Annotated in this window: 20 protein-coding genes; 10 read left to right on the forward strand and 10 right to left on the reverse strand. The window is 40.9% G+C overall.

All coding sequences use genetic code 11. The features are described 5' to 3' along the window. Positions 1-238 precede the first annotated feature (238 nt). Together G4P69_RS08700 and G4P69_RS08705 are read left to right on the forward strand one after the other, a co-directional pair. Complete coding sequence (locus tag G4P69_RS08700; RefSeq protein ID WP_208344331.1) at positions 239-1,324, forward strand: ABC transporter substrate-binding protein; 1,086 nt, start codon at positions 239-241, stop codon at positions 1,322-1,324. Between the two features lie 176 nt (positions 1,325-1,500). Then, positions 1,501-1,980: a roadblock/LC7 domain-containing protein gene (locus G4P69_RS08705; protein ID WP_208344332.1), complete on the forward strand. Its 480-nt coding sequence runs from the start codon at positions 1,501-1,503 to the stop codon at positions 1,978-1,980. A 26-nt stretch (positions 1,981-2,006) separates the two neighbouring features. Here the strand turns inward: G4P69_RS08705 and G4P69_RS08710 are convergent, their stop codons facing one another. The 3 genes from G4P69_RS08710 to G4P69_RS08720 form a co-directional block, all read right to left on the reverse strand. Further along, positions 2,007-3,665, reverse strand: a complete 1,659-nt coding sequence (locus G4P69_RS08710) for an ammonium transporter (RefSeq protein WP_208349386.1) — start codon at positions 3,663-3,665, stop codon at positions 2,007-2,009. Between the two features lie 95 nt (positions 3,666-3,760). Beyond that, complete coding sequence (locus G4P69_RS08715; RefSeq protein ID WP_208344387.1) at positions 3,761-5,959, reverse strand: protein kinase domain-containing protein; 2,199 nt, start codon at positions 5,957-5,959, stop codon at positions 3,761-3,763. Positions 5,960-6,338: 379 nt separating this feature from the next. Beyond that, complete coding sequence (locus G4P69_RS08720) at positions 6,339-6,569, reverse strand: hypothetical protein (RefSeq protein WP_243902590.1); 231 nt, start codon at positions 6,567-6,569, stop codon at positions 6,339-6,341. Positions 6,570-6,943: 374 nt separating this feature from the next. Here G4P69_RS08720 and G4P69_RS08725 point away from each other — a divergent pair, with 374 nt between their 5' ends. Then, entirely contained in the window at positions 6,944-7,333 is a 390-nt protein-coding gene (locus tag G4P69_RS08725) for a VOC family protein (RefSeq protein WP_208344386.1), read from the forward strand. A gap of 256 nt (positions 7,334-7,589) precedes the next feature. Here the strand turns inward: G4P69_RS08725 and G4P69_RS08730 are convergent, their stop codons facing one another. Then, positions 7,590-7,730 carry a hypothetical protein gene (locus G4P69_RS08730; protein WP_208344397.1) on the reverse strand — a complete coding sequence of 47 codons (141 nt, stop codon included), beginning with the start codon at positions 7,728-7,730 and terminating at the stop codon, positions 7,590-7,592. Positions 7,731-7,818: 88 nt separating this feature from the next. Here G4P69_RS08730 and G4P69_RS08735 point away from each other — a divergent pair, with 88 nt between their 5' ends. The 3 genes from G4P69_RS08735 (at position 7,819) to G4P69_RS08745 (ending at position 12,105) form a co-directional block, all read left to right on the forward strand. After that, entirely contained in the window at positions 7,819-9,246 is a 1,428-nt protein-coding gene (locus G4P69_RS08735) for an RNA-guided endonuclease InsQ/TnpB family protein (protein ID WP_310833930.1), read from the forward strand. Between the two features lie 47 nt (positions 9,247-9,293). Then, entirely contained in the window at positions 9,294-10,178 is an 885-nt protein-coding gene (gene ylqF / locus G4P69_RS08740; RefSeq protein ID WP_208344393.1) for a ribosome biogenesis GTPase YlqF, read from the forward strand. A gap of 319 nt (positions 10,179-10,497) precedes the next feature. Beyond that, the gene (locus tag G4P69_RS08745; RefSeq protein ID WP_208344392.1) at positions 10,498-12,105 is read left to right on the forward strand and encodes an adenylate/guanylate cyclase domain-containing protein; all 1,608 of its coding nucleotides are present in this window, start codon (positions 10,498-10,500) and stop codon (positions 12,103-12,105) included. 97 nt (positions 12,106-12,202) lie between these two features. Here G4P69_RS08745 and G4P69_RS08750 read toward each other — a convergent pair whose 3' ends face one another. Continuing rightward, entirely contained in the window at positions 12,203-12,595 is a 393-nt protein-coding gene (locus tag G4P69_RS08750) for a helix-turn-helix domain-containing protein (protein ID WP_243902591.1), read from the reverse strand. A gap of 1,085 nt (positions 12,596-13,680) precedes the next feature. Here G4P69_RS08750 and G4P69_RS08755 point away from each other — a divergent pair. Both G4P69_RS08755 and G4P69_RS08760 read left to right on the forward strand, forming a co-directional pair. Then, the gene (locus G4P69_RS08755; RefSeq protein ID WP_208344391.1) at positions 13,681-15,048 is read left to right on the forward strand and encodes an NAD-dependent succinate-semialdehyde dehydrogenase; all 1,368 of its coding nucleotides are present in this window, start codon (positions 13,681-13,683) and stop codon (positions 15,046-15,048) included. 97 nt (positions 15,049-15,145) lie between these two features. Then, on the forward strand, positions 15,146-16,789 hold the full coding sequence (locus tag G4P69_RS08760) for an acetolactate synthase large subunit (RefSeq protein WP_208344390.1): 1,644 nt from the start codon (positions 15,146-15,148) through the stop codon (positions 16,787-16,789). A 59-nt stretch (positions 16,790-16,848) separates the two neighbouring features. Here G4P69_RS08760 and G4P69_RS08765 read toward each other — a convergent pair whose 3' ends face one another. The 5 genes from G4P69_RS08765 to G4P69_RS08785 form a co-directional block, all read right to left on the reverse strand. Continuing rightward, on the reverse strand, positions 16,849-17,103 hold the full coding sequence (locus G4P69_RS08765; RefSeq protein ID WP_208344389.1) for a TRADD-N-associated membrane domain-containing protein: 255 nt from the start codon (positions 17,101-17,103) through the stop codon (positions 16,849-16,851). A gap of 359 nt (positions 17,104-17,462) precedes the next feature. Beyond that, positions 17,463-18,041 (reverse strand): Uma2 family endonuclease, encoded by a 579-nt coding sequence (locus G4P69_RS08770; RefSeq protein ID WP_208349387.1) that lies wholly within the window; start codon positions 18,039-18,041, stop codon positions 17,463-17,465. A 186-nt stretch (positions 18,042-18,227) separates the two neighbouring features. Next, on the reverse strand, positions 18,228-18,428 hold the full coding sequence (locus G4P69_RS08775; RefSeq protein ID WP_208349388.1) for a DNA-binding protein: 201 nt from the start codon (positions 18,426-18,428) through the stop codon (positions 18,228-18,230). A gap of 53 nt (positions 18,429-18,481) precedes the next feature. Next, positions 18,482-18,892: a type II toxin-antitoxin system VapC family toxin gene (locus G4P69_RS08780; protein WP_208349391.1), complete on the reverse strand. Its 411-nt coding sequence runs from the start codon at positions 18,890-18,892 to the stop codon at positions 18,482-18,484. Then, positions 18,889-19,125, reverse strand: a complete 237-nt coding sequence (locus G4P69_RS08785) for an antitoxin family protein (RefSeq protein ID WP_208349393.1) — start codon at positions 19,123-19,125, stop codon at positions 18,889-18,891. Before G4P69_RS08785 ends, G4P69_RS08780 begins: the two co-directional genes overlap by 4 nt. A 301-nt stretch (positions 19,126-19,426) precedes the next feature. On the opposite strand from G4P69_RS08785, the gene G4P69_RS08790 reads away from it, so the two are divergent. Then, positions 19,427-20,524 carry a TniB family NTP-binding protein gene (locus tag G4P69_RS08790; protein ID WP_208349394.1) on the forward strand — a complete coding sequence of 366 codons (1,098 nt, stop codon included), beginning with the start codon at positions 19,427-19,429 and terminating at the stop codon, positions 20,522-20,524. 3 nt (positions 20,525-20,527) lie between these two features. Then, a complete protein-coding gene (locus G4P69_RS08795; RefSeq protein WP_208349400.1) occupies positions 20,528-21,139 on the forward strand; it encodes a hypothetical protein in 612 nt (203 codons plus the stop codon). Positions 21,140-21,229 lie beyond the last annotated feature (90 nt).

Below are 21,229 nucleotides of genomic sequence, written 5' to 3' on the forward strand. Positions count from 1 at the left end.
CCCACTCTTCAAAAAGCAATATTGTACAGATCTTTTACCTAGCGGCTACAATGAACGGCTAACAATGGGCATGGGGAATAGGGCATGGGGCATTGGGCATTGGGCATCGGGGAGTAAGTACTGGGGGCGATTGGGATTTTTTTATCTCCCTGCTCCCCTGCCCCCCTGCTCCCCTGCTCCTCTGCTCCCTGCTCCCTGCTCTCCTGACTCCTGACTTCTGACTCCTGAATTCTGCTATATGATTAAAAGAAGACAACTTGTAACAGGTATCGCGGCGCTTTCTACTTTGTCTACTGCTGGTTGCGGCTGGAGACTGGCGGATGTGCGAGCAACTTCCAAAAATCGAGGCTCTCGCGATCAATTAAATCTTTACACTTGGACACAGTATTTTGATAAAGAATTATTAACAACCTTTACTGCTCAGACGGGTCTGAAAGTGCTTGCAGATGTGTATGATTCTAATGATATTATGCTGGCTAAGCTACAAGCAGGAGGTGGAGGAGCTTATAGTGTGATTTATCCATCTGACTACATGGTGCAGAAGATGGTGAACAAGGGGTTGTTAAACGAAATAAATCATGCTCGCTTAATTGGTTTAGATAATTTATTACCACGTTTTCAAAACCCTACTTATGATTCTAATAACCGCTACAGCATTCCTTTTAACTGGGGAACAACAGGTTTAATTTTCAACTCTGAAGTACTCAAAAACCCACCAGAAGATTGGGAGTATCTTTGGCAACATCAAGAACAACTCTCAAAGCGCATGACTTTGATCAATGATGTTCGAGAAGTTATGGGCGCGGTGTTGCGGATGCTAGGTTATTCTTATAACTCACGAAACGAAAATGAAATTAAACAAGCCTACGAAAAGCTAAAAGTTCTTAAAGGAGCGATCGCAGCTTTTGACACTGATGCTTGGCGTAATCAAATTGTGGCAGGAGATTTGCTCTTGGCGATGTGTTACTCAGCAGACGGTGTTAAACTCTCTCAAGAATATCCCAAATTTAAATATATTATCCCTAAGAGTGGTTCTTCATTATGGACTGATACAATCGTTATTCCAAAAACAGCCCCTAATCTTGACGGAGCTTATGCTTGGATTAACTTTATCTTACAACCAGAAGTAGCAGCGCGGATGAGCCAACGTCTAAGCATTGCCACTCCTAACCAAGCTGGATTTGACTTATTACCAAAGAAATTCCAGAAAAATGTTAGTTTGTTTCCTCCAGAATCTGTGCTAGACAAGTGCGAACGAATTACTCCTTTGGGCAAAATTGAAGAAGTTTATGAGCGCTACTGGACAGAATTAACTAGTAGCTAAGGAGTACAATTATTCTTTGTCTCAACACGGCATCATAGCAACTTCCTTCTGGACAGGCTAAGCACTTAGCGCAGCTATGCCCAAAGGGTTTTACGCGACTGTAGGTTGATTCGTGAGCAAAAAACTAAATAATCTCCCTTTTTATGTAAAATTTTGTAAAAAATGAATTTATATTTATGGAAACCAAGAGAGAAAAACTTGACCGCATTATCAAAGAACTAGTTGCTAGAAGAGTAGGTGTTCAAGAAGCTTTTGTGTGCTACAGTGAGCAGCTTGAACTCATGACAACGCTGATAGGAGAATTTGATTATGATAGTATCAGAAAGATGGCCGCAAAATGTATCTTGTTAGCGAGAAACAATAATCAAGATTTTGAGGGAGTTATTAAAGTCGAGAGGGAAACTAACAACGGCTACGAGATATTAGTTCCCTTGACTTCTTACCACTGCTTGTTTGTAAAAGCGATTAAGTCGGAAAATGACCTTCCAGGAGAGTTAAGGATAGCAATAAACAAAACAGTAGAAAGGCTAAAAGCTGTACTCAACGCTGAAGACAGCTTTGATGCAAGAGATATAACCAAGAATACCGAAACCTCTAACATACGCAGCCTTCAGCGAAAACAAAATGAAGAAGATACCCGTTGGGATCAAATCTAAAAATTGCACTACAAGCAACGCTGATTTTAACTTTTTTCTCCGCCTTGTATTGCTGATCCTATAATTTCGTCTAGAAGTTCCGGTTCTGGTTCAAAACCATCATAAGCTTTATTTCCATGTTCACTTAGATCCAGACCATCCCGTTCTACTTGGAGATTAACTCGCAATCCTACTGTTTTCTTGATTGCGAACCAGGTAATGTAACTAAATGTACAAGCAAAAAGTCCGACTGCTATCACACCAATTAACTGAATTCCCAATTGGGTAAAATCAAAACGACCTGATTGTAACAATCCTGGTATTAATCCTAGTTGTGGTCCAGCCCTGTCACCCAGCCAAGAAGTGTAATTGCTAGCGGTAAACAAACCGACTGCTAAAGTTCCCCAAATACCTCCTACAAGGTGAACTGAAATAGCACCCACTGGATCATCAATTCTTTGCTGTTCTATCCAGAGGGTTGAATATACCACCAGAACTCCGGCGATCGCACCAATAACAGCAGCGTAGGGAATAGAGACAAAAGCACACGAAGCTGTAATACTCACTAATCCTATCAAGACACCGTTAAGTATCATTGGCACATTCGGCTTACGAAAGTTTGGGTGAAACCGTGTCGCGATAGTAGCTGCAATTCCACCTGCAGACCCAGCCATATTAGTTGTCAAGAAAATGTGAGCAATAGCGCTAGCATTTGCTTCTAAAGTTGAACCTGGGTTAAAGCCAAACCAACCCAGCCAGAGAATAAAGCAACCTAAAGTAGCAATCCCTAAATTATGGGATGGTAGCTCACGCTTTTCAACTTCAGCATTACTGTCAATTGGAGTTTCTATAGGATTTCCCCTAGCTATATCTTCACGTTTTATATAAGTTCGGCGACTATACAAAAGACCCAGTACCCTAGTTTTACGTGAATTGTTTTGAGTGTATTTTCCAGACGAATTAGTTGGAGGATCTACGATCTGTAGCTTATAACGAGCAATACGAGGTCCTAGCAACAAAGCACCCATTAAACCAGCCCAACCACCAACCGAGTGTACTACCGTTGACCCTGCAAAATCATAAAACTTCATTTGACTTAGCCAACCACCGCCCCAAATCCAATGACCAGTGACGGGGTAAATAAACCCCATAAGGACGAGACTAAACCAAAAAAATGCCCAAAACTTAATACGTTCAGCAACAACTCCTGTAAAGATAGTTGCAGCAGTATCGGCAAAGACTAACTGAAAGAAAAATATTGCTTCGAGAGGTACATTAGGATTAGGGGAATTAAACTGATTTCCCATCAAGAAAAAACCAGAAAAACCAATAATCGGATCAACTCCACTCCCCTTACCAAACATCAAGCCAAAACCAGTTGCCCAAAAAGCAACTGTTGCAATAGCAAACACCAGAAAGTTTTGGATTAAAACGCTGACGGCATTTTTGCGACGGCAAAATCCTGTTTCCACCATCGCAAACCCAGCATTCATAAAAAACACTAAACAGGCTGTGATAAGTACCCATACAGTGTCTATCGCTCGTTTGATATCCTTTGTTGATACTGTATCAGATGGGGAATTTGCTGCAACAGCCACTCCAACGGATATTAGGAGGATCATAGCAGCCAAAGGTAAGCAGAGTTTCCAATTTATTGACAGCCAATTTTTTTGGCGATTAGTTTTTTTGTGTTTTTTCTTATACATGCAGCTTAGTAGTTTTTCAAACCTTTTCTAGCAGTTTATATATAAAAGTGCTAATCTCTCAATCTTTTTAATTTTTGATTACAACAAAACAACACCTATAGCATAGGCGGCAAACCTGCAAAATCGTCATCTTCTTCATTCTTCGGATGATTAATATTCAACATTTGATTCAGTTCATCCTCTAATTCTCTGAGAATATCCACTACAGTTTCCGAACCTTTCTTTTCAGCCTCTTGAAATTCGGGTTCACGACGCTCTTGTTCCTGCGTAAAAGCTTGATGTGCCTCGATTGTAGTTTTACCATCAATAAAGTACGAAATAGCTGCTTTCCCAATTGCAAGTGTTTTAGCCAAAAATGAGCTAGTATTGGTTGGCTGTACACCTAACTCATTTAAAAAAGTTTCGGCTATCCTGCTTTTGTCTTCATTTGTTGCAGCAATTTGAGCAATCATACTTACTAGCCGTAATTGTGTAGTAAAAACTATTCTTGTAGCAAGAGTAGAAATAGGAATAAGACGAGCAAAGAAAGCAATCCAAGCAGCCGCTAATGTAAATCTTTCAGCCACAGCTTTTTTAAGAAGACTAACATCAGCAGCCCCTGCAAAAACCTGTTTTGCTGCTTCATCTGGAATATATTTATATATTTCTTGAGTCAGTATATCTATTTGATATAGTCTGCTCCCACCATACTCATCTTGGTATGCACAAACAGGAACATAAGAGGAAATTAGTTTGTTATAATCATTGACTCTTGCCGCAACACATGCTCGGATATTAGCTTCCTTGGCTTCTTTTGCAGTTCGTTTTTGGTTAGGGACCGGCAAATCCAAATTAAGATTATATGGTGGATCCCATATTAGAGGGGGAATTTCGTCAATTCTATTAATGACCAAAATACTTTGTAAATCTACTTTATGTGCTTGAAAATGCCTAGCTTTTAGCTCTCGCAGAAAATTAATATCAAATGGCACATACGCTTTAGTCGCTGGAATGACAAATAACACAATGTCTACTTTGTTCTTGACAATGTAATCAATTGCTGTTTGAGTCGCTGCATCATTCAGGGAATCGCCTATACCCCTTGAATCTATAATTTCTAATCTCCATCCAGCCCGTTGATATGTTTCATGGTATAGCGTTGACGATGCCGCGACTTCTACTCTCCATTCAGCTTGTTGGTAAGTATCTTGCTGTAGCGTTGTGGATTCAACTCCAATCCCCACATCAGCAGCATTTTTTCCCAGAATCGCGTTAATCAGAGATGATTTACCAACTCCCTGTCTACCAAATAAAGCGATCTTCGGAACCCGGTTCTGTTTTGTTAACTGTTGGAGATGATGTCTGAGAAATTGCTCAGCTAAAAATCTTAGTGGTTTAGGCAAATCTAAGAGACTTAAACGAACCGCTGACTCTATTGCCTTTAAAGCATCATTGGTTTCAACCCAAATTTCCTGCAAGCGTTCAAAAATCTTTTGTGTATTTTGAGGACGCTTGTTATGATCATATGCTACTAGCTCATCAAGCAAGTTAGCAAAACTCTCAGAAACATGGGGAGCGTAGAGTCGCCAATTTAATTTGCCAGTTTTGAAGTCTTCGTAATTAGGATGTCTACCTGTGAGCAAACAGATAAAGGTACGCCCTAATGCAAAAAAATCAGATTGTGGAACGGCTTGACCCCTTTCTTGTTCTGGGGAAGTGTATCCTTGCGAGTAAACTCGCGTGACTTCTTCTGTCGGTAATTTATTAAAGAAAGTGTGTGTAATTTCCCTCGCTGTGCCAAAATCAATTAGCACGAGTTGCCCGTTAGGTCTGAGCATAATATTAGAGGGCTTGATATCACGATGAAAAAGATTATTTTTATGGAGTAAAGCCAAAATTTCTAAAAGCTGTTGTAGCCAGTCCAAGGCTAGCTGCTCAGATAGTCTATGATTTTCGTATAACCACTGCTGTAAGTCTAAACCTTCAATTTTTTCCATCACTATGCAGTGCAATCGCCTTATCCCAGTATTGAATGACAAATCTAGAGGAAAGTTATCCTCAAGTTGAGGAACTACCGGATGCTTCAACCGTTTTAAGAATTCAGCTTCTCGATTAAACAGCTTTAAATGTAGCTCCTCTTCTGTAGTCAGAACCTTCAAGACTTTAGGCGTTCCGTTCTCTTCTACTTCATAAACTTCATAAGGATGGTTTAAACTCCCTTCCCGCATAGGTTTAATTAACTGATATTTACCCTGAATCATGAAGCTGCTCTTAGCTGTGCAATACGCCCATAGTTTTAGGTTTGGATAACTCATAATTAACATTCTCTAACTCGGTATACAGCCAGCTTTCAAAACAGGATAATGTCAACTACATTACAAAGGGACAACATTTCAGAAACCAACCTTATGCATCACTCGTACTCTCGAGCTTTAAGTAATGCGATAATTAATCAAAATTTTAGCTTGTTGACATTCCTTAACTAAAATAAATTTGCAAATACTTTAATAAAAAAAATCAGACCAACCGGTCTGAATAGTAATATGAGTTGATGATGCCTTAATCCCATCACATATATGGAAGAAAGAAATTGTTAAAAGTTTCCTGTTCCCCCTTTGGGGACTCAAAAAAGTCTAATTGTCCTTCCAAAACCCCTGCTCCCCTGCTAAGAGCTCCCCTGCTAAGAGCTCCCTGCTACAAGTTTCTGGGTGCTGGACCACGTGTAACATCAAGCCCAGATACTCGAGGAAGCGTAATGGTTTTACCAGTCCGTGCTGCTTCATAGATGGCAGGGATCACTTGCAAACCTTCTTCCCCTGGGGTGTGTGGCTGTTTATTATGAATTACGCAATCCGCCATGTGATCCATCTCCAGAGCAAATTGGTTTTTCTCTGTTGTGCGGATTTCTGTAATGTTTTCAGCCATGCTATTGGTGGGAGATTTTCCCGAAGCACTCATCCGTAAACCGTGGTAATACCATTTTTATATGAAGACGCATAGAAATAACCCCACCGTATAGCAGCACCTCCTCTTGGCAAGGGGAGGTTAGGAGGGGTAGAAATAATGTGCAGCTTCACAGAAAATTGGTATAAGAAAAAGCTGGATCTAATTGTGCCCAAGCATCAGTTTATTAATTAGGTTTCGGTAAAAACGTCTTCCGTTGGTAATTGAAAAGGAGTCGGAATTCTGAATTCAGGAGCCAGAATAAAGTCAGGGCTTTTAGGGAAAATTTTTCTTTGTCTCCATGATGAAAAACGTTCCAGTAATATAAGACAGTACTGATTCCTGACTCCTTCTCTATGGTTTTTCAATATACTGATGCACTCATTACTATTGCAACCCTCGATATTGAAAAAATGGTGTGTTTCTATACACAGTTTTTGCAAAAACAACCAGAACACTTTATCCCGAATACTTATGCTGAGTTTCAACTTCCTGGTATGAAATTGAGTATTTTTAAACCAAAACCAACTCACCTGTCAGAATTTCAAACTTCAGCTAACAGTAAAATAAGTCTCTGTTTAGAAATTAATGACTTAGAAAGCGCGATCGCACACCTTACCACTTTAGGCAATCCTCCTGTTGGGGAAATTATTGTTGCTTCTCACGGTAGGGAAATTTATGCATACGATCCCGATAATAATCGCATAATATTGCACGAATCTACTGATAGTAGAGGTTCGGTTTAATCTATACAATACAGATAAAAAAATACAGCAGCATAAGTAAGTAATTTTGTTGTCTTAAATTACTTATATGCTACACACCATATTTTGCTGATCCCGACACACAGGGATGAATTTTTAGCTAACACCAAAAGAAGCCTCACATCTGAATCCGGTACTCCGGATCAGTGTGAGATGAATTTTGGGGCGGTGAGGAAGAACTGAACGACCAAAGTCGCCTACGCCGGTAAACCCGGCTGCAGCGCTGTCTCACCAACGCTCAACCAGGGAGCGGGGTGGCTGACGAATCGCCAAGCTCTGGTACGGGTAATCCATCAATCCAATCTTCAACAACATGAGTCATAGTAGTATCTTTCATTTGAGCGTATAAACGTAACTTATCCATTCTACGTTTACTCATCCTTATTCTTAAATAATCATCTTTCATAAAATATCCTCATTATCTCCTCGTTTATGCTATCATAAATTCAGTTAACAAAAACCTAGAGGTGATTCCTACGCTGCTAAATTACCAATACAGAGCTTACCCAGACACCAATCAAAAACTAGAACTTAACGAATGGTTAAGAATTTGCCGGTACTGGTACAACTGGCAGCTAGGAGATAGGTTTAATTGGTGGGAACTAAACAGGAATTATGTAATTCTTCCTCAAGGTGAATTCTGCTTAATCTCTTGCACTGTCACCCCTCCAACTCTGAGAGACAATCCAGATTATTACAGCCAGAAAAAGCTACTACCAGAATTCAAAAAAGACTTAATCAAAGTTGGTCACTCCGGCGAGTTACTGGATTACAAATCTGTACCATCTCAAACGCTGCAAGATGTCTCGGATAGAGTTAAAAAAGCGTTTGATAGGTTCATTGTTGGTGACGGTAACGGGAAGAAAAGCGGAAAACCGAGATTCAAAAACACAGCTAGTTTCCGCACGATGAAGATTGAGGGTCAAGCCGTAACCATTGAACGAGTAGAATTTGACTGGTTATTCCTGTCAATTTCAAAACTCAAGGGATGGTTGAAAGTAAGGCTACACCGACCCTTGCCCGATGGTTTTACGCTTAAAAATATCCTTTTAACCCGTAAAGCAGATGGTTGGTACACAACTATTTGTCTCGAAGATCCAACAGTACCAGTGTTCAACCCTGACGAAATCACCCCTACTTGGGACAACTCAATCGGGATGGATGCAGTACTGCATGAGGATGACTACCTTGCGACGTCAGAGGGCGAAAAACTGCCCTCGCTTAAATCATTCCGCAAGTCTCAATCGCGATTAGCCAAAGTTTCTAAACGCAAAGCAACCAAGAAAAAAGGGAGCGCTAACCGTCGGAGGCTAGCAAAAAGGGAAGCGCGAGAACATCAAAGTATTGCACGTTCCCGCAAAGATCATGCTTACAAAACTGCTCATAAATTGGTGCGTACTGGCAAGAAGGTTTTCTTTCACGAAGACTTAAATTTACGCGGTCTTACCAAGCGAAATAAAGCCAAAAAGGACGAGTTAGGAAAGTTTCTTTCAAATGGGCAAAGCGCCAAATCAGGATTAAATAAGTCTTGGTTGGATGCTGGTTTCGGTCAATTCTTTACTACGTTGGGCTACATAGCCTCAAAAGCTGGAGCAGCTGTAGTAAAGGTAAATCCTGCTTACACTTCGCAACTATTGTGCTATCGGGATGAACTTGTGTTCACCGATTGTTCAATCAGGACTTATTTTGACCCTCAAGAATTGCTTTATGTTGATAGGGATATTAACGCCTCAATCAACATAAAGCGTGTGGGGCTGGGACTGTTCCCCACAATAAAAAGCCGGAAAGGGAAAGTAGTAATTACTGCTGCGAAAGCTAGTACCTCGAAGGAAGTTCTGATAGCCTTGTCCAAGGTGTCAGAAGCCTACGCTCAACCTGTACTCAGGTCAGCGTAGGTAGTTCACTTGTTACAATTAACAACCAACAACGAAAAACTAAACAAATGTCTCTAACTGAAAATTATAAGTTAAATATAATCCAATGGTATCCAGGTCATATTGCGAAAGCAGAAAAAGCATTAAAAGAACAGCTTAAGCGGGTAGATGTCGTGCTGGAGGTACGAGATACCCGTATACCCATAACAACACGCCATCCCAAAGCAGATGAATGGGTGGCGAATAAAACACGGGTGTTGGTGCTGAACCGCCAAGATATGATTTTGCCTCAAGTGCGATCGCTCTGGGTCGATTGGTTCAAGCGTCAAGGTGAAACACCCTATTTTACCAATGCTCAGCAAGGTCAAGGAGTAGCTGCAGTTGCTTCATCCGCCCAAGCAGCTGGGGTAGAAATTAATAAAAAAAGACGCGAACGGGGAATGTTACCCCGTCCAGTCCGTGCTGTGGTTATTGGCTTTCCCAATGTTGGTAAATCAGCTTTGATCAACCGTTTATTAGGACGACGAGTTGTAGAAAGTGCCGCTCGTCCTGGGGTGACTCGCCAACTACGCTGGGTACGAATTTCTGAACATTTAGAACTGCTAGATGCGCCTGGTGTTATTCCTGCTAGACTGGAAGACCAACAAGCAGCTTTGAAACTAGCAATTTGCGACGATATCGGGGAAGCATCTTACGACAATCAGTTGGTAGCAGCCGCATTAGTAGATGTGATCAACGATCTGCAAACTACGGCTACTAATCTAGTACCACATCAACCCTTACTGACCCGATATCAACTTGACTCTATAACAATGACAGGAGAAGCATATTTACACGCCCTAGCAGAGCATCGTCATAAAGGTGATGTAGAAAGAACTGCGCGGCAACTTTTAACAGATTATCGTAAGGGACTTTTGGGTGCAATTTCTTTGGAATTACCCCCCACTTCCTAGCTGTGCCAATATTTATAATCGTATTTTTTTATACTTATTTGCCAGAATACAATTAAGAGTGTCATAAATAGGAGTCAGGAGTCAGCAATTCTGGAGTCAGAATACACCACCCATAAAGGGATGGTGTTTTACGAAAAGTTTTAACCCCTATCTCGGTAACGACTAGACACGGTTTTAACCAGTATTTATCATTCTGACTCCTGACTCCTGGCTCCTGAATTCTTCTTCATAAAGAAAGTAGTGAAAGGTATAACCTTAGCAAATCTCCTGATTTTGCGATGCTGGTAATTTTTCCTTTCATGATAGATCTAATACGGTCATGACTGAACTGAAACTGCGCCTACAAGAGGGAAATATTGAAACAACGGTGACAGTGCATCAGAATGTATTTGTAATCGGGCGGTTACCGCAATGCGATTTATACTTACCTTCTGGAGGAGTTTCTCGTCATCATGCTCGGTTAACAAAAACGGCTACTGGTGTATGGACTATTGAAGATTTAGGGAGCAAAAACGGTACACAGCTTAACGATCACCTTGTTAGTTCACCCCAAGAATTACATCACGGTGACATTATTATGCTAGGGGATGTAACCCTAATAGTGGTGATGAGCCATTCCTGGGATTCTTTAGTCCCAAAGCAAGAGACTATTTCTCAAGAAAGAACAATTGTTCATAACGTTAAACAATTACAAGAGCAATGGATACAAGCTTCCAGTGACGATGGCGATCTCAATAACAAGGAAAAAACTATCGCCCGCCTTAAAGATTTGGTAGATATAGCCAGAAATCTGTCAGCAGCAGCCTCAATAGAGGCGATTTTTTCGCAAGTGCAGGAAGTTGTTTTTCGTTATCTTAAAAGTATCGATCGCTTAGCGTTGTTAATTGATGTGACTGATTCTGGCAAACTTCTATTAATGAACGCTGCTACAAGAAATATTTCTCAACAAGAAAATCTATTGGCTGATGACAGATGGATTAGCCATAGTATTTGTCAAAAGGTATTTGAACAAAAAATCGCCATTCAAACAGCTGATGCGCAAAAAGATGAGAGGTTTGCTGGGGAACACAGTATTTTAATAAAAGGCATTCGTAGTGCAATGGCAGTGCCTTTATGGGATGAAAATAAAGTTGTTGGTGTTCTTTATGCTGATGCTCATCTTTCTTCATCCCACTGGGCTAAAGAAGGAGAGGAAGAACTCAGCTTTTTTTCCGCTTTAGCAAACCTTGTGGCTTCTAGTGTGCAACGTTGGCTATTAGCGGAGAAACTGAGAAGTCAAGAGATCATTCGCCAAAGACTAGAACGCTACCATTCGCCAGCAGTTGTACAGCAGTTAATCACTTTGGGCGCATTGCCAAATGGTCGTTTACCGCCTCAAGAAAGTGAAATTAGTATTTTATTTGCTGATCTAGTGGGTTTTACCGAGATTTCGGAACGATTAAAGCCAACCCAAATCGCAAAATTACTCAACATCTTATTTGAAGAGATGTTGCAAGAAGTGTTCGCCTGGGGTGGTACTTTAGACAAGTATATTGGCGACTGTATTATGGCGTTTTTTGGAGCACCGGAACCACAATCAGATCATGCAGATCGTGCTGTCGCCACCGCTATGGGAATGTTAACTCGTTTGGAACGTCTTAATACTAGACATTTTTGGCGAGAACCACTGCAACTGCGGATTGCGATTAATAGCGGTAAGGCGGTTGTTGGGGATGTTGGCAGTTCTCAAAGGGTTGAGTATACAGCTTTAGGTGCAACTATTAATCTGGCTGCTCGTATGGAAGCAGTCTGTCCTCCCGGTGAATGTGTCGTCAGTGAAGTTACTTATCACATGCTTTCAGAACCTTCTTGCTTTACGCAAATGGGGGACTATCGTTTTAAAGGGATTAATCGATTGGTCAGGATTTATCAGACGAATATGCAATAGGGCATGGGGCATGGGGCATGGGGCATGGGGCATGGGGCATGGGGCATGGGGCATGGGTAACTTTCTTCCGATGCTCTATGCTTGAGAATGAAGACTCTCAACGTGGGCTGAATTGTAGTGCTTGATATATAGCTTCGGGATTGGCAGCAATAACCTTCAGGTAAGCTTTTGCTGTTTGGTCTGGTTCACTGCGTCCTTGTTCCCAGTCCCGCAGAGTTCCAATCGGAATATGGTAACGCGCCGCAAATTCTTCCTGTGTCAATCCCAATGCGCGGCGGATAATTTTTACACGGGGAACCCGCTTCATACGGGCTAAATCTGCATCAGTAAGCGGCTGCGCGTCAGGGTCACTTTGAGCCGCAGCGAGAATTTCCTCTTCTGTCATGTGACGCATAGGCTGTTTAGGAAATGGTCTTTCACTACCGTCAGCCAATACCTCAACCGCCGTTCCATCTTTATTCATTCTCGCAGTAATGATCGTTTCGTTCATCAAAATTATTGGGTAGAAACCCCGTCATGACGGACGGCTTTATATTTTTTTGATTACCATTACCGCCTTGGGGTTAATAGATTCGGTGTACCAATGTGATTGTACTTTCGGTAGGACAGTTACTACCTCGAATCGTTCACCCTGTACGCATAACGGTTTTGCTCCTAGGAGCCTCCCATGGATGGGGTGATGTTAGCCTTGCCAAAGTTAAAGGGCGGTACTTTCCAAGCAGCACTGACTTAACCTGATAAATCTGTTTAACCACTTAGTTCTAGGGCTACAAACTGGCTGCGCATCTGTAGGTAGGAGCTTAAACGCTTCCCTTTAACGTAGTACGTTGCGGTACTTAGGCGGGTCAGCTATCCCTAAAGATTAAGGCACGAAGCCCTGTATCTTTAGGTCAGGGTGCTGACGTTTTTGTGCCTTTCTGGCACCATGCTTTTGCCAATTGCCTTGTTATTATTCCATTTAAAGTTATTTAGGTTATTTGTACTATACGGGAAACCAGTAGTTTTGTCAATTTTCTACTGGAAACGCAGTATTATGCCACATTCGATACAGAAATTGGGATACGCTGTCATTTCTCCTTCCTCTTTACACCAGCCCCCGCCTCGATGAGGGCTGGTTTCGCTGTTCTCTAGCAATTGTGAAAAAAGTTATTTATTTTTTAATTTTTATTTTAAATATTGGCGTAAGCAAATCATGTTGTTAGAATCTATCAGTGCAAATTCAACGGCACTAACTCATGAAAAAACTAAATGTAATCACGCAAAAATTGGTATATTTTGTATCTTTTTTAATTGCGAATCTTTAACATTTAGACATCAAATGTTCGTTGAAAGCCTAAAACTTTTTTGGTGTTGTGCACAATAAAAAGGAGTCAGGAGTCAGAATACAGAAGTCAGAATACACCACCCATACAAGGATAGTGTTTTAGCAAAAGTTTCAACCCCTATCTCGTCTACAACGAGATTTTAACCAAAAACTTCATTCTGACTCCTGGCTCCTGACTCCTGAATTCTTCTTCATAAAAATTTGGTAAAGCTAGAGCTACCACAAGCTATTTTGTAACAGGAGGTCAGGGAATGGCTATTGCTACCATTAATCCTGCAACTGGGGAGTTGGTCAAAACTTTTGAGCCACTTAAAGATGCAGAAATTGCCGCAAAACTAGATGTGGCACAAAAGGCGTTTGAAGAATATCGTAAGACTAGTTTTGAATTGCGATCGCGGTGGATGCTATCGTGTGCTGACATTTTAGACAAAGAAAAAGTTAAATTTGCTGAGCTAATGACCCTAGAAATGGGTAAGCCTTTAAAAGCAGCGATCGCAGAAGCAGAAAAATGTGCTGCTGTGTGTCGTTACTACGCGGAAAATGCGGAGAATTTTCTTGCTGATGTGCCAGTAAAAACAGATGCAAGCCAGAGTTTTGTAAAATACCAACCATTGGGAGTGATTCTCGCAGTTATGCCGTGGAATTTCCCCTTCTGGCAGGTGTTTCGCTTTGTTGCACCGGCACTTATGGCGGGAAATGTGGGATTGCTTAAACACGCTTCTAACGTGCCACAATGTGCGCTGGCAATAGAAGAAATTGTACAAAGAGCAGGGTTTCCAACAGGTGTGTTTCAAACACTCTTAATTGGTGCTGCTAAAGTTGCTGATTTGATAGCAGATGACCGTGTAAAAGCTGCAACCTTGACAGGAAGCGAACCAGCCGGGGCAAGTTTAGCAGCCGCAGCAGGGAAACAAATTAAAAAAACCCTCCTAGAATTGGGAGGAAGCGATCCGTTCATCGTGTTAGCAAGTGCAGATCTAGAAGCGGCAGCTGTAACGGCAACTACAGCAAGAATGTTAAATAGCGGGCAATCTTGTATTGCTGCGAAACGTTTCATTGTAGTCGAGGCGATCGCAGATAAGTTTGAACAGCTACTACTAGAAAAATTTGAAGCCCTAAAAGTTGGCGATCCCATGCACCCAGACACCGATTTAGGACCATTAGCAACTCCGGATCTTCTTAAGGAATTAGATCAGCAAGTGCAAACTTGTGTCAAGGAAGGAGCAAAAGTCCTAACAGGTGGATATCCTTTATCAGATCGTCCAGGTAATTTCTACCCGCCGACAATTATTACTAAAATTCCCCCAGGTAGTTCCGCAGAACAAGAAGAATTTTTTGGTCCCGTAGCTTTGTTGTTTCGGGTTCCGGATATTGATGTAGCTATTAAAGTTGCAAATTCCACACCGTTTGGCTTAGGTGCTAGTGCTTGGACAAACAATGAGCAAGAACGCGATCGCTTGATTTCAGAGATCGAAGCAGGTGCAGTATTCATCAATGGTATGGTCAAATCCGATCCTCGATTGCCCTTTGGTGGGATCAAGCGTTCTGGTTATGGAAGAGAATTGAGTATCCAAGGCATACAAGAGTTTGTCAATGTTAAAACAGTGTGGGTAAAGTGATTGGGATCGGTTATTTGCTATTCCTTAGCATAACGATCAACCCCTAACACCTAAATTTATGCATCTACAATTTTTTTCAGGAGTGAGAAAAAATTAAATGAATACGGCAGAACTACTAGTCCAGTGTTTGGAAAATGAAGGAGTGCAATATGTTTTTGGACTTCCTGGGGAAGAGAACCTGCACGTTTTGGAAGCATTAAAAAATTCTTCCATTCAATTTATTACCACACGTCACGAACAAGGTGCAGCGTTCATGGCGGACGTTTATGGACGCCTAACAGGAAAAGCAGGAGTTTGTCTTTCTACTCTTGGTCCTGGTGCAACAAACTTAATGACTGGGGTAGCAGACGCAAACCTAGACGGTGCGCCTCTAGTAGCGATTACTGGACAAGTAGGAACAGATAGAATGCACAACGAGTCCCACCAATATTTAGATTTGGTGGCGATGTTTGCACCTGTGACAAAATGGAACAAGCAAATTGTTCGACCAAGTATCACACCAGAAGTTGTGCGCAAAGCATTTAAGCTAGCACAAACCGAAAAACCCGGCGCAGTTCACATTGATTTGCCAGAAAACATTGCTGCAATGCTAGTAGAAGGCAAACCTTTGGCTAAAAATAACGTAGACAGAACTTTTGCCTCTTTTCACAGTATTAGAGCAGCAACAGCCGCAATTTCTCAAGCAGCTAATCCCATTATCTTAGTAGGAAATGGTGCGATTCGCGCTCAAGCCAGTGATGCTGTAACGCAATTTGCCACCCAAATGAATATTCCTGTTGTCAATACATTCATGGGCAAGGGCGTTATCCCCTATACTCATCCTTTAGCTTTGTGGTCAGTCGGGTTACAACAACGAGATTTCGTTAACTGTGGCTTTGACAATACAGATTTAGTAATTGCTATTGGCTATGATCTGATTGAGTTTTCACCTAAAAAATGGAATCCAAACGGTAATATTCCAATTGTTCATATTGCAGCAAATCCAGCGGAGATTGATAGCAGTTATATCCCCAACGTTGAAGTTGTAGGCGATATTTCTGACTCCCTCTTTGAAATCTTAAAATTAGCAGATCGCCATGATAAGCCCGCTCCCTATGCTATCAGCTTACGAGCCAATATTCGTGCCGACTACGAACAATACGCTAAAGATGACGGATTTCCCATTAAGCCACAAAAGTTAATTTATGACTTACGGCAAGTTATGGGGCCAGACGATATAGTTATATCTGACGTTGGCGCACATAAAATGTGGATCGCTCGCCATTATCATTGCCATAGTCCCAACACTTGCTTAATTTCCAACGGCTTTGCTGCAATGGGTATTGCCATTCCTGGTGCTTTAGCTGCAAAACTTGTTTATCCTAATCGCAAAGTTGTAGCTGCAACTGGCGACGGCGGTTTCTTAATGAACAGCCAAGAATTAGAAACTGCTTTGCGCATCGGTACTCCGTTTGTCACCCTCATATTCAATGATGGTGGCTATGGCTTAGTTGAGTGGAAGCAAGAAAATTACTTTGGCAAAGGCAAATCAGCCTTCGTACATTTTACCAACCCCGACTTTGTTAAGTACGCAGAAAGCATGGGTTTAAAAGGGTATCGAGTCGAATCCGCTACTGATTTAGTTCCCATCCTCAAAGAAGCTCTGGCACAAGATGTCCCAGCAGTCATAGATTGTCCAGTGGACTATCGCGAAAACACCCGCTTTACCCAAAAAGCTGGCGAGTTAAATTGCTCCGTGTAGCTTAGTTTGTAGTTGCGCTTTAGCGCACTAAAGTGCAACTACAAACCAAGAATGCTAACTTACTTATCTCCATCAGCTCTCTTTCCAGCATCCTTAGCAGATTTTAGCAACAACACACTAATGCTCCCATAAATCTGAACTTCAGACGCCGCAACTTTTCCCTCTGAAACTTTTCCCGAAAAAATTAGCACAAGACTTGCAACCCCTGTAATGACAGTCATCGCTAAAAATGTATAAGCAAGTTTGAAAGCTACACGAGCTTGGCGAAGTCTTTCTTGATCAACTGGATGAGTAGATTTATTGTGATTATCCATCGTACTTGCCCCTGCAATGAACTCTACAATTTCATTAAATTGGGGCAATAGTTGAAATCCAGGTAGAGAAATAGTTGACTTGTAGGTGAATTAAGTACTTAATTAATTACATAAAGCTAAACCATCTCAGATTTCAGCCTTTGGCGAATCGATCTCTACTCTCATCTAGCCTAAAGTATAAAATTGCGTAGGTTGGGTTGAGGGACGAAACCCAACATCTTTAGCATTTCGTTGGGTTTCACTTCGTACCCCTACGGGGAAGCAAGCTACAACCCAACCTACCACTACCACTACTACTACTCTCATCTAGTCGTAGCGGGCAAGATGCCCGCACTACATTTAAAATAATTTCTAATTCTTCACCCTAAAACATTAGCCAAATCCAAAACAAAGCCTGCCAAAACATCCTCACCCGATAAACTAGTCGGAGAATTTAAAACTTCTACTTCTCGATTACAACGATAAATCTCCACCTGCTTATCTTTAGGATTAATCAACCAACCTAAACGCAAACCATTATCAATATATTCCCGCATCTTGGCTCGCGTATCTTCCATATCATCAGTTTCAGAAACTAACTCTACCGCAAAATCTGGACATAAAGGTAAATACTTCTTTCTTTGCTGCAATGTTAATTTATCCCATCTTTCCTGCTTTATCCAAGACGCATCAGGAGAACGTATCGCACCATTAGGAAGTTTAAAACCTGTAGAAGAATCAAAAGCTTTGCCTAAATTCTTTTGACTATTCCACAACCATATTTGACCCAGTAAATCAAAATTGCGGTTTCCCGTTTCTCCCCCCGTCGGAGACATAATAACCAATTCTCCTGATGATGTTAATTCTAGTCTTAATTCTTGATTAACAGCTACAAGCTGCTCAAATTCGTCGTCAGTAAATTTTAGCGCCAGAGGTAATTGTAAGGTTAAGGCTGTCATAATTAATTCCTCTCGACTACAATTATTTTACCGGGTTTACTTTTCCTTGCTATCCATCCCTAATGCACTTTCAATTTTCCTGTGTTTACTTGTTGCGGATCAACTTCTACCCTAACTCGATGAGTTCAGCAAGATGGAAAGTAAGAACTTTGCCATCGGTGTAGCCGCGCTTCGCGATCGCGCATTTTATATTCCTAATCGGCGGTAAAGTTCAGCATTTTTTTGCAGTACGTAGCTAGCAGCTTGGTTAAACTCATGTTTTGGAGAGTTTAACAGATTTTCTAGAGAAGCAGATAACAATTCTTCAATCGAGATACCCAACGTTTGCGCCAATCCCTGCAATTTTTGGAGTTGCTGATCCGTAATTTTAATTGTGATGACAGCCATATTCCCTTTCCTAGCTAGTCTTTGTCTAACATGTCTGTAAGCACGGGAATTATTTAAACTAACCAGTTATGTATAGTTAGTCCAACAATATGACCAAAATGGGATTGATTATTGGTAACTACAGCCATGTGATTAACCATTGCTGAAGCAGCTATCAAAATATCAGCATCCCCAATGGGAGTTCCTTTTTTTCTGAGTTCGGCATAAATATCAGAAGCTTGGACAATTATCTCATCAGTTAAAGGAATAATAATGTTATCACCACAAAACTGTTCAAAAGCTTGAATTTGTTTATTAGCGCCTTTTGCTTTTAGTCCTCGTAGAATTTCATAGCGAGTAATAATAGAAAATGTGAATTTATCATATTGCTCTAAATACGCTTGAGCTTTAGCAATAACAAGCGTATTTTGACGCATGATAGCTGATAAAGTATCAGTGTCTAAAAGAACTTCTCCTTGATTCATTGTTCAGTTTGGGCAGCAAAAAAATTGTTTCGTTGCAGAGCGATTTCTTCAATTTCGTCAATATCTGCTGGCGACAATCCCTCATATACGTCAGCAGCAAGTTTTAGAATTTTTTCTGGATTAGACCGAGTAGTATATTCAACCGTTATTTGGACAGATTCGCCTTCATTTAGATTAGGTTTTTCTAGTGGTCGAAATACACCATTTTCATAAATAGCTTTTATACTTTGCATTGTGTTATCTCCTGAATAATTACTAAAAGATCATCTGAAACTTAACCATGTTTCCATTTTAGACATATTTTTGATAACCATATAGCAATGAAAAATCACTCGCGAGAATTTCCAATTGTTGTAACTACCCTGTTACCTTCCACAATCACACAGTTCAGAATCAGCAACTAGCTGCTTAGGAACGCGGACTAGAACGGAATAAGATAAACAACAAAGACCGCATTGATTTCATTAACGACATAGTGTACGAAGAAAGATCGTGCAATTGATATAAAATATCACCAGTTGTCAATTAAGACCAATGGCGCGATCGCTCAAAGTTGCCCCAGAGTACATTCAAAAAGTTAGGTCAGCACTTCAGCGTAATAGCTATCCCAGCCAGAAAGCTTTAGCTGTAGACGTAGGGTTATCTGAATCAACAGTCAAAAGCTTCCTGAGTGGTAAGCCTGTTGATTATTTGAATTTTGTCGAAATTTGTGAGAAACTAGGTTTAGATTGGCGTTCTATTGCTTATCAAGAGCCAGAAACTCAATTAATCCCCCCAAACGAGAACCCTTCACCCTTCATCACTGGTTCCCCTGTTACCCATCCGCGTTACTTTTTTGGGCGAGAGAAGGAACTCAAACGCTTATTCAATCTGCTCAAACGTCATCCTCTGCAAAACGCTGCTATTATCGGCAAAAGGCGTATTGGCAAAACCTCGCTACTGCACTACCTCAAAAATATCACCATCACCCCACCAGAACAATTACGTCCTGGACAAAAATATGATTGGCTACCAAATCCAGAAAACTACAAGTGGATATTTGTAGATTTTCAAGATCCTCGCATGGCAAGTAAAGAGAGGTTACTTAGCTATATTCTAGAATGCCTGAATCTAAAAGTCGCAAACGCTGGTAGTTTAGATGAGTTTATGGATGTGGTGAGTGATGAGTTGCGATCGCCTACAGTCATTTTACTAGACGAGATTGGCGTTGGTTTACAACGCTGTCCAGAACTAGACGATAGTTTCTGGGATAGTTTGCGTTCATTAGCAACCAACCATACAAGGGGAAACTTAGCGTTTATCTTAGCAACCCATGAATCACCCATTGAACTTGCTCACAACACTGGGCATAGTTCACCCTTTTTCAATATTTTCGGCTACACTGCGACTCTAGGCGCATTAACACAGGATGAAGCGCAGGAATTAATAGCTAGTTCGCCAATTCCTTTTCCTGATGAGGATGTAGAGTGGATTCTCAATCGCAGTCAATGCTTACCACTGCTGCTGCAAATTCTTTGTCTCGAAAAATTGTTTACTTTAGAAGAGGGTGAAACAAATGAAGATTGGCGTGAGGAGGGGTTACGACAGATAGAACCATTTGCTCATTTGTTAGAGACAGAAAGGGAAAAGTAAAAAATGCCTTTTAGTAGTTACAAGAGTATTAGCGCTGTTTCTAAGGAATTTCAAATTAAGTATGTGCGTGATGATTTCATTGTTGAAATTGAATTTCCTATTAGTGATGTTTTTCGAGAAGAATTAGATTTGATTTTCAATGAGGGGGTTTTTGATAATTCAGAAATAGCTGTTTGTGAAAATATTATATATCCTGTTTTAAAAGAGGTTTGGAAACACTACCGAAGAAATTTTTTGGTATGGAGTCACCAAACATTGATTTATGACGAAAAATTGTGCGGGATTCCTGATTATATTTTGGCAAAGCGTTCTCCTCTTGGGACAGTCGTTTTCGACAAACCATATTTCGTACTAGTTGAAGCTAAAAAAGAGAGTGACTTTACCGAAGGCTGGGGTCAGTGTTTTGCCGAAATGGTCGCAGTTCAGCGTCTTAATAATCAGCCAGAACAAATCATATTTGGTATTGTTTCTAATGGCGCTATATGGCAGTTTAGTAAGTTGAATTTAGATGTTTTTACTCAAAATAAAACTTTCTATACAATTCAAGAATTAGAACGGCTATTTGCAGCAGTTAACTATGTTTTCCAGCAGTGTCAATTACAATTAGAACTTTAAAGTTAAGTACGTGGGTGAATTTACAACTATATAATGAAATATCTGATATCTTGCACCTGGGCTATCAGCCAGCCAGCCAGCGATTTAAAT

This window comes from Aetokthonos hydrillicola CCALA 1050 (genome assembly GCF_017591665.1).
In the GTDB taxonomy this organism is placed as follows: domain Bacteria; phylum Cyanobacteriota; class Cyanobacteriia; order Cyanobacteriales; family Nostocaceae; genus Aetokthonos; species Aetokthonos hydrillicola.

What these genes read in the sequence shown, in the direction of transcription:
- G4P69_RS08700 (WP_208344331.1), top strand. Translation starts at nt 239, where the DNA reads ATGATTAAAAGAAGACAACTTGTAACAGGTATCGCGGCGCTTTCTACT.
- G4P69_RS08705 (WP_208344332.1), top strand. Translation starts at nt 1,501, where the DNA reads ATGGAAACCAAGAGAGAAAAACTTGACCGCATTATCAAAGAACTAGTT.
- G4P69_RS08710 (WP_208349386.1), bottom strand. Translation starts at nt 3,665, where the DNA reads ATGTATAAGAAAAAACACAAAAAAACTAATCGCCAAAAAAATTGGCTG.
- G4P69_RS08715 (WP_208344387.1), bottom strand. Translation starts at nt 5,959, where the DNA reads ATGAGTTATCCAAACCTAAAACTATGGGCGTATTGCACAGCTAAGAGC.
- G4P69_RS08720 (WP_243902590.1), bottom strand. Translation starts at nt 6,569, where the DNA reads ATGGCTGAAAACATTACAGAAATCCGCACAACAGAGAAAAACCAATTT.
- G4P69_RS08725 (WP_208344386.1), top strand. Translation starts at nt 6,944, where the DNA reads ATGGTTTTTCAATATACTGATGCACTCATTACTATTGCAACCCTCGAT.
- G4P69_RS08730 (WP_208344397.1), bottom strand. Translation starts at nt 7,730, where the DNA reads ATGAGTAAACGTAGAATGGATAAGTTACGTTTATACGCTCAAATGAAA.
- ylqF (WP_208344393.1), top strand. Translation starts at nt 9,294, where the DNA reads ATGTCTCTAACTGAAAATTATAAGTTAAATATAATCCAATGGTATCCA.
- G4P69_RS08745 (WP_208344392.1), top strand. Translation starts at nt 10,498, where the DNA reads ATGACTGAACTGAAACTGCGCCTACAAGAGGGAAATATTGAAACAACG.
- G4P69_RS08750 (WP_243902591.1), bottom strand. Translation starts at nt 12,595, where the DNA reads ATGAACGAAACGATCATTACTGCGAGAATGAATAAAGATGGAACGGCG.
- G4P69_RS08755 (WP_208344391.1), top strand. Translation starts at nt 13,681, where the DNA reads ATGGCTATTGCTACCATTAATCCTGCAACTGGGGAGTTGGTCAAAACT.
- G4P69_RS08760 (WP_208344390.1), top strand. Translation starts at nt 15,146, where the DNA reads ATGAATACGGCAGAACTACTAGTCCAGTGTTTGGAAAATGAAGGAGTG.
- G4P69_RS08765 (WP_208344389.1), bottom strand. Translation starts at nt 17,103, where the DNA reads ATGGATAATCACAATAAATCTACTCATCCAGTTGATCAAGAAAGACTT.
- G4P69_RS08770 (WP_208349387.1), bottom strand. Translation starts at nt 18,041, where the DNA reads ATGACAGCCTTAACCTTACAATTACCTCTGGCGCTAAAATTTACTGAC.
- G4P69_RS08775 (WP_208349388.1), bottom strand. Translation starts at nt 18,428, where the DNA reads ATGGCTGTCATCACAATTAAAATTACGGATCAGCAACTCCAAAAATTG.
- G4P69_RS08780 (WP_208349391.1), bottom strand. Translation starts at nt 18,892, where the DNA reads ATGAATCAAGGAGAAGTTCTTTTAGACACTGATACTTTATCAGCTATC.
- G4P69_RS08785 (WP_208349393.1), bottom strand. Translation starts at nt 19,125, where the DNA reads ATGCAAAGTATAAAAGCTATTTATGAAAATGGTGTATTTCGACCACTA.
- G4P69_RS08790 (WP_208349394.1), top strand. Translation starts at nt 19,427, where the DNA reads ATGGCGCGATCGCTCAAAGTTGCCCCAGAGTACATTCAAAAAGTTAGG.
- G4P69_RS08795 (WP_208349400.1), top strand. Translation starts at nt 20,528, where the DNA reads ATGCCTTTTAGTAGTTACAAGAGTATTAGCGCTGTTTCTAAGGAATTT.